Origin of the sequence: Myroides odoratus, assembly GCF_965118575.1 — a bacterium.
GTDB lineage: Bacteria > Bacteroidota > Bacteroidia > Flavobacteriales > Flavobacteriaceae > Flavobacterium > Flavobacterium odoratum_B.
Map to the genome: position 1 here is coordinate 1 of NZ_CBCPHW010000033.1, position 13,736 is coordinate 13,736.

Below are 13,736 nucleotides of genomic sequence, written 5' to 3' on the forward strand. Positions count from 1 at the left end.
AGATACCTTTTCGACGAATCAAATTGGTTGTCCAAATTGTCGCAAAGAAATTACAATTGATCAATTAAAAGAAATTTTTCCCGATGCCTCGCTTACACATATAGAACAAGTCGCTAAAACATATACCCAATACATGACCTACTTTTCTTTAGACACTTGTAGAAAAAAAGCGTATTTCTTCGCAGCTGCTTCTGTAGAAACTGGAACTTCTATTATCGGAAAATTTGGAACGACAGAAGAGAATATGAACTACAGCAGAATGGGTTTATTAAGCACTTTCCCAACCGCCTTTTTTGATGGAAAATGGGGTAATCCAAAGAAAAGAACAAACTGGATCTCTTCCGTGTACACAAGTAAACCTACAGATAAAAATTACGCAGAAAATCAATGGTATGCTACGGTTGAACGTGGAGATAAAACCCTGTATATCTATATCGAAGATACCAGAATAGGCTATCAAAATAGAATTTTCAAAACTAAAACACATTGGAACAAAGTTGTTGAAATTGACCGTATACCTGATAATACTAGAGAAAAATCACTCTTAACTGCGCGCTATGCGTATTGGTATAAAAATGGCAACCAAACTGAGGCTGATGGTGAAAACTATCGCGGTAGTGGATTAATTCAACTAACGGGCAAAGGAATATTTACGGAAGTACAAGAAATAATCAAACATATACTGAATCCCTCCCTTATTCGAGACATTACCACAAAAGAAGGCAGTGAGCTTGTGCGAACCAATCTAGAAGTAGGAACACTCACGAGTATGGGGTATTTTTCTTTGAACAAACTAAATGCCCTTATCAATGAATTCCCGCGGGATGGACAACGGGATACTGATACCGAAGCTTTAGAAATTTGGGCAGCCATAGGCCGAAATACAGGAACTAAAGGGCAAGACTCTTATACAAAAAAGACAAAATCGTACAAAGAAAAAGCAAGTCAGGCGTTTAAAGTTCCTCAATGTACAGCCCACCAAGTTATCAATCCGAGTGTTGTGTCTGATGCAGTAATTATTACGTATGAAATTAATTACAACAGTATTGGGTTTATAAAAAAAACAGTTCAAAAAGAAGAAAAAATAGTATTACTCTATATCAAAAAAATAATTCCAAAAGAGGGGAATAATAAAAACCCCGATTATTGCAAATACGTGTATATCGATAAGAGAAATCAACGCCATGAAATCTGTGTTTTGCGATTCAAAACCATCAAAGAAGTATACCTGGATAAAAATAAAAAAACACAGGTCGATCCAGATAAAACGGTCGCTATGATTGATTATATCCTGGCTTTTAAAGGGTACGAATCCGCAGATGGAAGCTTAGCGGTAGGATTTAACCGAGATAATTCCAAAGAAGGGCGCCGATATGCTGTGGATATCGATTGTTTTGCCGCTTTACTAGGGGCGATGTGTGATGAAAATATCGACTGTATTTCTTTTAATGGCGCAAGTAACTTTAGAGGCTATCCAACCCCTAGTTCCTCTCATATCAATGGACGCGTATTTGATGTAGGCTATATTCCAAAAAACGGAAAAATTCATCAAACAGGATTGACCTTAGCAGATACAAATTTTGATGTAGAAAGACAAAAATTGTTTAATCAAGCCTTATACAAATACGGTTTTGCTAGAGATCAATTGATGCTGTCTGAGCGATTTACATATCAAGACAAAATCAAGTATGTTTTACCGCATTGTAGACATTATAATTTAGTTGCCCATGACAATCACCTACATATTCAAGGTTATAGTCGAAAAGAAAGTATTATCGATGAACAAAGAACATAAATCATGACAAACAAAATATATGCCTTCCTTTTGCTAACGCTGTGTTTGAACAGCTGCCAAAGCAAAACCCAAGAGCAGAAAATCCGAATTGAGGCTCCTAATTCATTGGAGCAACCAACCCCCTTACTAGACCCTATGCGCATTGATAGCCTAGAAAAAGTACTAAAAACAGAATATAAAAAAATGAGAGAAATAGATAATATCAATTGGAATCATGGAACTGAAGGAATTGCTACTGAGGGCTTCATTTTATATTTAGATAGTATTTCCTTTGAGGGTAAAGAAGAATTTTATAAAAAAGTAAAATTAGATATAGAAAGATTTAATGCTCGAAGACGGAAGTACCAAGACGAAAGAGCCGCAGAGGAAAATGAAACACCACAATACTCTTACAACTATTCTGGTTATGACTTTTTTGATGGCTTTCAATATTTTTTCCCTATCGTAGAAGAATATTTAAAGCGAAAAGCCTTTAAATTCCCTACAATTGAAACGTATAAGCACCGCATGCAAGAGGTCTTTGGTTTTGGAGGACAAATAAAAAACAACTTTCCTTTAGTAAAAGACAATGGGAAATTGAACTGTTTTTCTGTCAATGCGGGTGATCCTAATAGTCCATATGACGAAGATAAAATTGCTTTTTATGGTAGTGATTACCTCGTATTGGAATATTATTTTTACAACTATATAGGGTATCCTTTCATCTACACTTCCTTAAACGCATGGAATGGAATTCCAGAGAGTATGTATAAAGAACAAGAAATGAAAGACACCAAAAATTGGCAGGCAAGAATAAAAGAAAGTATCTATCACGAAAACAACTATCTTTTCAATAAGAGCAATGCCAGCTTAAACTGGTTGTATTTACACGATCAAGAATTCTTAACCATGCTCTATGAAGATTTTGGATACTACGGAGATGATCAGTTGGCAGAGTTTTATATTATGGACGTAAAACTTACCTTCGAACGTTTACTAAACTATGGTATATCTCCGATTAATCAGAACCTTCAACCGAGCTTGTTTAACAATTACCAAAGCATGTTCGGGACTTATCGCCCTTATGACACTCAATACTTAATCAATAAAAAACTACTGGAAAAGTTTGTAACGCTAACCAATAGCAAGGAGGATTATATCTACCCCTATATCTTACAATATGCTGCAATTAATATGATGAATAATTTGGATAAACCCGAGGAAGAAGTCTATCGCACGCTTTATTTATTTCTTTCAGCCCACTTGCTTTACTACAATCAACAGATTTATAACAACATTCCAGAAATAGGAGCATTATCGCCTGCCTTATCACATGATAGTGCGTTATACACTGTATTGTATGTGGAAGAAACAAGAAAAGCCTTATTGACTTACCTCAAGAAAACTAATTATTTAGGCTATGCGGATTACCCTCAAATGATTGAAAACATGCGGGTGGAGAATGATTTATGGTAAAGGCTAAGACCTAGCAAACAAAAGCATTTCTGTTATAGAAGACATCCGTATAAAAAAGCGAAAAACTTCTTTTTAAACCGATTGAAAAATAAAAAAGGGCCTGATTCTCTCATGCCCTTCTCTCTTATTTCTTATTTAATTCCCGATTGATTTAACCAAGCACTATATTTTCTACTATTTTGATTGTGTTGTGCTAATGTTTCAGCAAATTCATGATAGCCCATTCGCTCTACACTGGCACAGAAATAAATATATTCGTGTTTTTCAGCATTTAAAACCGCATCAATTGTTCCTTTATCAGGCATAAAGATTGGCCCTGGAGGAAGTCCTATATTTTGATACGTATTATAGGGTGAGTTTAGTTCTGTATCTTTATGATACACTCTTTTTATCACTTGATTGAAATCGTTGGTATATAATTTCTTAGCAAAAACAACCGTTGGATCTGCTTGTAAAGGCATTCCTATTTGCATGCGATTTAAATAAACCCCAGCCACTTTTGATTTTTCATCATTTTTACTTGTTTCCTTTTGAACAATAGATGCTAAAATGGCAACTTCTACGGGGGTTAATCCTAAGGCTGCTGCTTTCTCTTTTCTTTCTTCATTCCAAAATTTAAGGTATTCCTTGTGCATTCTATTGCGCATTTTCATAGGAGAAACCGTCCAATAGAACTCATAGGTTTCAGGTAAAAACCCTGCTAAGACATTTTCTTTCGTAAAGCCATTTTCCTCCAAATATTGAGGATCAAAAAACACGTCCATCATAGCTACACTGTCCGCTTCTACTTGAGAAGCAATACGACCTGCAAGGTCTTCAATGCGTTCTTGGTTATTAAACGTCAGACGAACAGGTGCATTCTTTCTCAAGGCTTCAATTAAACTATAACTATCCATGCCGTTGGTCAATTTGAAACGTCCCGCAATTAGATTGTTTGTATAACTTCTTTGGCTCGCAATTTCTTCAAATCCTTCTGGATTATTTAAGTATGGACGAAGTGTTTGTAGAACATCTTGAAAATTATCTGTGGTTTTAATATAAAAATACTCTTTTTCATTCCAATCATGTAAATTAGAAGAAAAAGCTTTTCCATACCATACATACAAATAACCCAAAAAAACAAAAGCACCTACTACTGAAAATGCAATGAGTATATTTTTTAATTTCATCTTCTTTTTAAAATATTAACTGATACATAATTTCATCTTTATACACTTGTCCTACCCTAGTCCAAGCTTTTTTTACTCCAATTTCTTTAAAATTATACTTTTCAAACAATTGAATGCTCGCTTGATTATCTGCTGCAATATTAGCATAAAGCTGATTCAAATACAGAAATTTTCTACTATAATTAACTACTAATTCTAAAGCCTGAGAACCAACCCCTTGTGCTCTATTAGTCTCATTTTGGATTACAATCCCCACACCTGCTCTACTATTTTTAGGATCAAAATCAAATAAATCAATCAATCCTAAGGTTTCATCTGAGGTTTGCGAACAAATGACTAAACGCAATTGTTTGGCTTCATAGATATCTTGATGTGCATTTTCTAAGTATTGATGAATCAAAAATCGGCTGTAAGGAGTTTGTGTATTACTTACTTCCCACAAAGCTACATCATTTTCTATTTGATAAATAAAATCTAAATCTTCAGGTTCTAAAGCGCGAAGATAAATAGCGGCTGTTTCTAATCTAATCATGCTTTATATCTCAATCGTTCCTTGAAAAACAAAAGTTGCGGGTCCTTTTAGAAATACATTTTGATACCTTTCATCCTTGTATTCAAAAGAAACTACTAGTTCACCTCCTTCAACTTCAATTTTAATTTCTTGTTCATCCACTTTCCCTAGTGCATGCATCGCAAGTGCAACTGCTGTTGCTCCTGTTCCACAAGATAGTGTTTCATCTTCTACTCCTCTTTCGAACGTGCGAATTCGAAAGTGGTTGGGACCTTCTTGCTCAACAAAATTCACATTGGTTCCTTTGGGTGCATAACTTTCACTTGTTCTGATTTGCTTTCCTTTTTTATACACGTCAAAATACGCTAAATTTCGAACAATTTCAACGTGATGTGGAGAACCTGTATTGAGAAAAACACCTTTTTCTTTTACTTCAACCTCATTGACATTTACCATTTGAAGGGAGACGATTTCTTCTTTGTCTATCGTTGCATAATGAAGTCCATCAACAGCCGTAAAACGACATGACTCGTTGATGATCCCTAATTGTTTGGCAAAAGCGACAATACATCGACCTCCATTTCCACACATGGTACTTTCTTTCCCATCCGAATTGAAGTAAACCATCTTAAAATCCTCTTCTTTATCTTGCTCAATCAAAATAAGTCCATCTCCACCAATCCCAAAGCGACGATCACATAAAGTAGCAATCCATTCTTCATTAGAGGCATCGAATATATTTTGACGGTTATCAATCATCACAAAGTCATTTCCTGTTCCTTGATATTTCCAAAATGGCAACATATACAATCGTTTTTAGCTTAGTTTGGAACCAAATTTACGAATAATCCTTTTCATTTTATACTTTGTTAACCCTTGGTTAAACACTTTTTACTTCTACTTGTTCTTTTTTAATTTTATCTTAGTTTCATACTAATTGTCTTTTACTATGAAAAAAAGTATCACAACCTTTTTCATCTGCTTATTTACAGCAGGAATAACTCTACTGGGTTATACGTATTATCTAGAAAATAGAACGTTAAACAACAAAGAAGTGCTCACAACTGCTGACTCACAACGCCCACATACTTTGGGAATTGGAAGTCCTGTTGATTTTACAACGGCAGCTGAAAAAACAGTTAATGCCGTTGTTCACGTAAAAAATTTAAGTTATATCACGACGCGTTCAAACCCTTTACTCGAGTTTTTTTATGGGTATAAAGGGGGAACACAAACCCAGATTGGAACGGGTTCTGGCGTAATTATTTCGGAAGATGGTTATATTGTAACCAACAATCACGTCATTGCTAATGCTTCCGAATTAGCCGTTACTTTAAACAACAACCAAACCTATAAAGCCAAACTTATTGGAACCGAAAAACAAATGGATTTGGCATTGCTCAAAATTGATACGCCAGAAAAATTGCCCTTTCTACCCTTTGGAGATTCGGATGCCATTCAACTTGGAGAATGGGTTTTAGCTGTAGGAAATCCTTATAATTTAACCTCTACAGTCACGGCGGGTATTATTTCTGCCAAAGCTAGAAATTTATCTGAAACTGGAATCCAATCTTTTATTCAAACGGATGCTGCAGTAAACCCTGGAAATAGCGGGGGTGCTTTAGTTAATGTACAAGGCGAATTAATAGGCATCAATACAATGATTTCCTCCAATACCGGTTCGTATGTCGGCTATGCCTTCGCTGTTCCGTCTAATGTAACCAAAAAAATAGTGGAAGATTTTTTACAATTTGGCAATGTTCAACAAGGGTCTTTGGGTGTTTCTGGTTTTGAACTTACGGATACCTGGGCTCAAAAACTCAATTTACAAGTAAACAAAGGTTTTTATATTCAAGAGATTGTCAAAGGTTCAGATGCAGAGAAGGTTCAATTGAAGAAAGGAGATATAATCACGGCTATTAATGGCAAACCTATTTCCTCTTTTATTGATATCAAAAATATAGTAAACACCAAGCGCCCGGGTGATTTGGTGCAAATTACAGTTAATAGCAACAATAAGGTAGAACAAAAAGAGATTCGATTAATCCCCGTTACTTCGACAAAATTCAGTTTCAAAGGCCTTGAATTTGAGGATTTGACTCCCTCAGAAAAAGAGCAACTCAATCTTGCTTATGGCATTAAGATAACTGCTATTACCAATACAAAATACAGCCCTTATAAAGCGGAATTAGTTCACGCTATTTTATTAGCTATTCAAGGGCAAAAGATAACCTCAATTGAGCAAGCCAAAGATTTATTTAATCAAATCCCAGAAAATCAGGGTATAAAAATAGATATTTTATCGCCAAAAGGAGAGATCATCAAGCTTTATCTCTAAAACATAAGCAATCTAAAGCACAATTTAACTTTTGCTTTATTCATAAAAAAAGTGGACTTTTGCACTAATTTTATACAACACAATCTAACACAACTATGAAAGATACAAGTTTATACGAAAAGGAATTGGCTTTTCAGGCAGACAGAAGAAAAGCATGTGTAGAATTCATCAAAATCATAAGTGATTTATGGTTTGATAAATCTATTGAATTATTGATGTTCCGCAATCAATTAATTGACCGTAGCGTTAGCGATATTATCAATTTACATGAATATGCGGCTAAGTTTGTTGAAAAACCAATTAACATTTTTGATACCGTTGAAATAGCAAAAGCGATTCAACAAGCTGATCTTCCTCCTTCAAGAATTGATATTGGACGTCTAACGTATGAATATCATTTAGAAGATAACAACCATAGCAATGCATTAGGTTTTGTTGCAAGCAAATTAAAAGATGCTAAAAACACAGGAGAGATTATTCCTAAAGACGTAGTACTTTACGGTTTTGGTCGTATTGGCCGTTTATTGGCTCGTGAGTTAATGAACAAAATTGGCAAAGGACAACAAATGCGTTTAAGAGCGATTGTTACCCGTGATAAAAATGATGCTGTTTTACTAGAGAAAAGAGCTTCTTTATTAAAATATGACTCTGTACACGGAGATTTCGAAGGTTCTGTTATTGCTGATCCTGCCAACAATGCGTTAATCATCAATGGAACAACGGTTCACATGATTTCTGCTAGTACACCAGAAGAAATCGACTATACAGCTTATGACATTGAAAATGCTTTAATTATTGATAATACAGGTGCATTTACAACGGAAGAAGCTTTAAGACGTCATTTATCTTCAAAAGGAGCTTCAAAAGTATTATTGACTGCACCTGGAAAGGGAATTCCAAATATTGTACATGGTGTAAACCATACAGAATACAGCCCTTCGGAAGTAAATATCTGGTCTGCCGCTTCTTGTACAACCAATGCTATTACTCCTATTTTAAAGGTTATGGAAGATAACTTTGGTGTAGTAAAAGGTCACTTAGAAACCATTCACGCTTATACCAACGACCAAAACTTGGTTGATAATATGCACAAAAAATACCGTCGTGGTAGAGCTGCTGCATTGAATATGGTAATTACGGAAACGGGCGCCGGAAGTGCTGTTGCAAAAGCATTGCCTTCATTAGCTGGTAAATTAACATCAAATGCTATTCGTGTCCCTGTTCCAAACGGATCTTTAGTTGTTTTAAATTTAGAAATTGAAAAAGAAACAACAATTGACGCTTTAAACAAAGTAATGCGCAATGCAGCTTTAAACGGTGATTTAGTAGAGCAAATCAAATATTCTTTAAACAACGAATTAGTATCCTCTGATATTGTTGGAACATCAGCACCTTCTATCTTTGATAGCAATGCAACGATTGTTTCCGCAGATGGTAAAAACGTGGTATTATACGTTTGGTATGACAACGAATACGGGTATAGCCACCAAGTAATTCGATTAGCCAAATATATTGCTCAAGTAAGACGTTATACATACTATTAATAGTAAAACAAATTATAAAAAAAAGCCTGCAAATGCAGGCTTTTTTATTTGGCAAGCTATACTATTTCTTCCCGATATACTTCTTCGTTATATTTGAAAACCTACAACACAAAAAAGCTCTCCTTATACTAAAAAAAGTTGGAAGAATAATCTCCCAACTTAATTCATGGTTTTTCTTAACTAACTAAAACCTTTCTTTTGTCTGAATATAAGATTCTTATTTATTATTTTATTCCGTAGTTTGAGTCAATTCATCATGTAATACGGGTTTATCTTGAACATATTCTTCCACCCATTGCTCCAATCGATCAACATCATAAGGAACTAATTGCAACAGCGCTTTATTGAACTCCTTAACAAATAAGGCTGAATCAAAACTTACATTTTCTAATATTCTTTTTGTATAGTCAAACATTAATCTGTTTTCCATTTTTAAAATTCTTTTTCCCATTAAACAACAATCGAAAATAACCTATTAACAATTAAAAAACAAATTATATATTCTTTTTTATGTTTTTTTAAAGTAAAAATAATATTAATACCAAATATGAGATTATTCATAAAAATTAAATCTCTTTTACTTACCTTTTATTTACATCTAGCTAATTTTTACAAAACAAACACTAGAATAGCAAGTCCTAGACGTTCAATTACTTTAATCTAGCGTTTTATACGTTACATTCCTTCTTTTCATTGCTGGTATCTCAAATATAAGATAAGGTATCCCGCATATTTCCTTCGACAATACATCAACAATACTTGGAGAATACTAGGCTTAAACGACTATTTCTCGAATGAATGTTGAAGGAGTATTGAAGTATTCTTGAAAGAACCCCAACCTATTCCCCTAGTAATTACCTGTAAACAAAACAAAAAAGAGGTATAAGTAGCTTCTATAAAAAAAAGAGGGGGCTCAATTCGCCCCCTCTTTTTCTCCAAGTATCAGGTATTATTGAACGTTATAATTTACGTTCGTATTTTCTTGAACATATTGTATTGCCCAATTTATTGCATTTGCATAGAGCATACTGTTATAGACAGTAATGCCTCCATAGTATGGTTTTGATCTTGGTGCTCCACCTGCAGTCATCGAAGCAGGGAAGATTGTTGTAGAAGTATTAGCTGCATCACCCGCAATCCAGCCAGAATCTCCTATATACATATACCCTAAAGAATTATGTTTAAGCAGCCATGAACGACTTGTATTGTTATTTTGATGAGCTAAACTTGTAAATTCATTCGAATAGCCCGTAACATAGTATGAATTATTTACATCACTTCCTCCAGCTGTGCCTCTTATATCTCCAAATGGACCATTTAATAAAGGATCATCCATAGTTAAGATTGGATTGGTATACGTTGTTCCTGTTCCCGCTACAGCAGTACTTGCAGAATAAGCAATTGCATTAATTAAATTTTGAGTACTTGATGCATCATTCTCTTGGGAATGAAGTAAAACTCCTTTTTTATTTTTAACAAAATCTTCTAGGACAGCTATAGAAGCAGAATTTGCCACATAGTTGTAGCCTATTACAATAATGTCAATTTTATTGGTATTAATTAAATTTCTCAATGCAGTTCCGACACTATAAGATCCTTCAAAAATCTGAATTCCATCTACTTTAACTATTCCATTCGGCCCAAAATTAGCGGTCGCTTGTAGAATACCTCTAGAAGAATACGTATTAGCGGCTGATCCTGGTTGATAACCTCCCCCACCTAGTCCTAATACATTCATTTTACGGTAAACAAATTCTATATTTTTGTTACATGTATTGGCACCTAATGCACTATTTGTCGTGATAGTATAGCGGTGAATTCCGCCACTTAAACCTGTACCAGAAGCAGTAAGTACTACCTCTTGTATGCCAGAAATGGTAAAGTTTCCACTTGCTGAGAACGACACTCCATTTACTGTATTCGACGAAATCGTATAAGCACCTGGGTATTGGACATTAACGCTTACTGTCATTTTATTTGCCGCTGCCATAGGTATATTAGGTGCATAACCTCCTTCAACAACGATGGAAGAACAGGTTAAACTATAGGCGACAGGTTGTCCTGTAATTGCAACATCAAAAGAACAGGTAGCTACCATTCCTGATACCGCATCTAAAGTAAAGCTATGTGTACCTGGAGTAGTTGGTGTACCTACAGCTGTTAATACAATATTTCTTTCCCCTAATGTATCGAAAGAAAGAGGGCCAGAAGTGAAATAAATTCCTGCAACCGTATTGGTGCGAATCGATGTTTCTCCTGTTGCTTGTATATTGGCTTTAATTGTTACTGTATTAGAAGCTGTCATCCCTTCATCTTGCTTATACACACCTGCTATTACCGCATTTGTACAATCTACAGTATAATTGATTGGCAACACTGTTACCTCAATTCCTGTACATGACATTCGTCTTGCTTCATCGGAATTTGTTGTAAAATTAAATAAATTCACTCCTGCTAGTAATGGAGTTCCTGTACCAATTAATTCGATATCCTGAAACCCTACATTTTCAAAAGTGCCTGAACCTCTAAAAGAATATCCATTTGTTGTATTCGTTGATATATTCCAATATCCCGTTGAAAATACATTAACAATTAACCTCATTTTATGTGAATTATTCAACGTTCCTCCAACCATATAACTTCCATCCACAAATATTTCACTACAATCCAATTCATAACTTACACTTGCGTTTTCAACAAATACATATTTCAAACATGAATTAGCTTTATTGTTTAAAGAAATAGTCAGTGCATCACCAAGCTCTCCTACCGCATACCCCATATTAGGTGTTCCTATTCCTTCTAAAAGAAGGGTATAACTACCTGCCGATGGGAAAGTTCCCTTTGTGGTAAAATAATAGCCATTCTCAGTTGTAGCAAGGACCTCATAGGTTCCTGCTTGAGTTACGGTAACAGGAATGGTTAAGAAATTAGATGAAGTTAAATATTCCCCCTGTTTAAATGCTCCATTAACGGCTATTGCATTACATTGTACTGTACTAATATCAAATACAGCAGGCGGAGGTGTACCACATAAACTCAACCACGTATCTTGTACTTCGCTCCAATAGTTAAAACACCCCGTCGTTTTATTGTAAATCAATAACCCATCGGTTCGATTTGCAACGGTAATTGCATCTCTCTGTTGAGTAGTTAATCTAGGGGTTAGAAAGCCTTTATTTGCACTTTCTAATTCAAGTATAACACCTAGCCCTGGAGTTGCAGGTGACCCCGAAATTGTACCATCTTTAATTTTAGTCATATTGGTTTGTGCAATTCCTGAAGACACTCCAATAAAAAATAGCAATAGGAAGGTAAGTATATACTTTATTCCTTTATATCTTGTATGATTATTATGCATAATTAATAGTTTTAAAAAGTTAGTTTTTTTGCATGAATTCCTGAAGCATAATCTCTAATCGGTCTACTTTTTGTAAAATGGTCTGATTGGCTTGCTCTAATTCTTTAATCCTAGCTTCTTTTTCTTCTAGTTCTTTGTTTTGATCAATTAGGTGTAAATACAATTCCTCTGTTTTTTCTAACAACTGTACAGATAGTTCAGAAACATTAATCGCATACCCTTCTTCTGTTTTCTTCAACTCGTGGATCGGCGTGATACCAGGCAAGTGACGATTTTCTTTAATAAAATCTTCCACTACATCTAAAGATTTAAACTTATAATCGTATTTAAGTGCTGAGTATCCATCAAAATAATTTTCAAATACATAATCCGCATAGTAACTATTTACTGCTGTTATACTACCATTTACTCTTAACTTTTCATTTGGTGCTCCCGAAGGTTCTGTAAAACCAATGCCAACCCATCCTTTGGTGTAAATATCAGCCGTAGATGAAGTAGCAATATTGTGTGTAGAAGAATCTAACCAAGGGTGTTTATTGATGGATTCGATTTCAACGGTATGAATAATTCCATCTTCATCGGTAAACAATAACGCATTTGTAGCAGCATCAAATTCTAATTTTGTCAATGATTCTCCATCTCCTACTAAATCGGTTAATTTTAAAATTGTCGGTTGAGCTAACTCATTCGTATAAGTCAAGATATGATCGATTGGATCATAAATAAGTGTCGTTAAAGTCTCACTCCCTTTCACCAAAACTTTAATATCAATAGGATGTAAATCACCCTCTTCATCTTTATACGTTAAGGTATAAACATCTAATTCTTGTCCATGTTCATCTTCTTCTTGTGTTACAACGTTTTCTAAAGTAGTTAAGCTCTCATATTTTTTGACTAATGTTGGAATATTGATCTCAGTAGCTGTTGTAGCTTCATTCGTATAGGTGAATACATCGTCAACATTAACTAATGTGGTGAGGGTTTCATTGGCTTTCACAATCGTTGACATATCCAACGTAACCGTATCTCCATCTGCGTTGATATACGTAAAAGAAGTACCGTCATAGCTAACATTACCTGTATTTTCGGTGATGTATTGATTTAAGATTTCTTGAACTTCCGTGGTATTGATGATGTCTTCAAAGTTGTTAATCACATCCGATTTAACATCAATGACAACTGGTGTGCCTGCCTCATTGGTATAGGTATATTGCCCATTGCCAGAAGCATCTTTGACTAAAGTTGTAACCGTTTCATTGGCTTTGATAATCGTGGCCATATCCAACGTAACCTTATCTCCATCTGCGTTGATATACGTAAAAGAAGTACCGTCATAGGTGACATTACCGCCTAGGTTAATAATAACGGTATTTAGGATTTCTTGAACTTCCGTGGTATTGATGATATCTTCAAAGTTGTTAATCACATCCGATTTAACATCGATAACAACGGGAACACCTGCCTCATTGGTATAGGTATATTGCCCATTGCCAGAAGCATCTTTCACCAAAGTTGTAACCGTTTCATTGGCTTTGATAATCGTGGCCATATCCAACGTAACCT

The 13,736-nt window shown here is 35.0% G+C and carries 9 protein-coding genes and 1 pseudogene; 4 read left to right on the plus strand and 6 right to left on the minus strand.

Annotated features, from left to right (window positions below; genetic code table 11):
• Together ACMHJ2_RS17365 and ACMHJ2_RS17370 are read left to right on the plus strand one after the other, a co-directional pair.
• On the plus strand, positions 1-1,795 hold a 1,795-nt coding region (locus ACMHJ2_RS17365; RefSeq protein WP_413514123.1), incomplete at its 5' end, for a hypothetical protein.
• 3 nt (positions 1,796-1,798) lie between these two features.
• Positions 1,799-3,250 carry a hypothetical protein gene (locus tag ACMHJ2_RS17370; protein WP_413514124.1) on the plus strand — a complete coding sequence of 484 codons (1,452 nt, stop codon included), beginning with the start codon at positions 1,799-1,801 and terminating at the stop codon, positions 3,248-3,250.
• A gap of 131 nt (positions 3,251-3,381) precedes the next feature.
• Here ACMHJ2_RS17370 and mltG read toward each other — a convergent pair whose 3' ends face one another.
• From mltG to dapF, 3 genes are read right to left on the minus strand one after another with little or no spacing between them, the layout of a single operon-like run.
• Positions 3,382-4,419, minus strand: a complete 1,038-nt coding sequence (gene mltG, locus ACMHJ2_RS17375; protein WP_413514125.1) for an endolytic transglycosylase MltG — start codon at positions 4,417-4,419, stop codon at positions 3,382-3,384.
• 7 nt (positions 4,420-4,426) lie between these two features.
• The gene (locus ACMHJ2_RS17380; RefSeq protein ID WP_413514126.1) at positions 4,427-4,951 is read right to left on the minus strand and encodes a GNAT family N-acetyltransferase; all 525 of its coding nucleotides are present in this window, start codon (positions 4,949-4,951) and stop codon (positions 4,427-4,429) included.
• A gap of 3 nt (positions 4,952-4,954) precedes the next feature.
• Positions 4,955-5,734, minus strand: coding sequence for a diaminopimelate epimerase (gene dapF / locus ACMHJ2_RS17385; RefSeq protein ID WP_413514127.1), 780 nt, complete (start codon positions 5,732-5,734; stop codon positions 4,955-4,957).
• A gap of 145 nt (positions 5,735-5,879) precedes the next feature.
• Here dapF and ACMHJ2_RS17390 point away from each other — a divergent pair, with 145 nt between their 5' ends.
• Together ACMHJ2_RS17390 and ACMHJ2_RS17395 are read left to right on the plus strand one after the other, a co-directional pair.
• Positions 5,880-7,268: a trypsin-like peptidase domain-containing protein gene (locus ACMHJ2_RS17390; RefSeq protein WP_413514128.1), complete on the plus strand. Its 1,389-nt coding sequence runs from the start codon at positions 5,880-5,882 to the stop codon at positions 7,266-7,268.
• Positions 7,269-7,363: 95 nt separating this feature from the next.
• Positions 7,364-8,812: a glyceraldehyde-3-phosphate dehydrogenase gene (locus ACMHJ2_RS17395; RefSeq protein ID WP_413514129.1), complete on the plus strand. Its 1,449-nt coding sequence runs from the start codon at positions 7,364-7,366 to the stop codon at positions 8,810-8,812.
• Between the two features lie 229 nt (positions 8,813-9,041).
• Here the strand turns inward: ACMHJ2_RS17395 and ACMHJ2_RS17400 are convergent, their stop codons facing one another.
• The 3 genes and pseudogenes from ACMHJ2_RS17400 to ACMHJ2_RS17410 form a co-directional block, all read right to left on the minus strand.
• Positions 9,042-9,242, minus strand: coding sequence for a hypothetical protein (locus ACMHJ2_RS17400; RefSeq protein ID WP_413514130.1), 201 nt, complete (start codon positions 9,240-9,242; stop codon positions 9,042-9,044).
• Between the two features lie 519 nt (positions 9,243-9,761).
• On the minus strand, positions 9,762-12,173 hold the full coding sequence (locus tag ACMHJ2_RS17405) for a hypothetical protein (RefSeq protein WP_413514131.1): 2,412 nt from the start codon (positions 12,171-12,173) through the stop codon (positions 9,762-9,764).
• A 19-nt stretch (positions 12,174-12,192) separates the two neighbouring features.
• Positions 12,193-13,736, minus strand: a pseudogene (locus ACMHJ2_RS17410) (hypothetical protein); the annotation flags it as partial.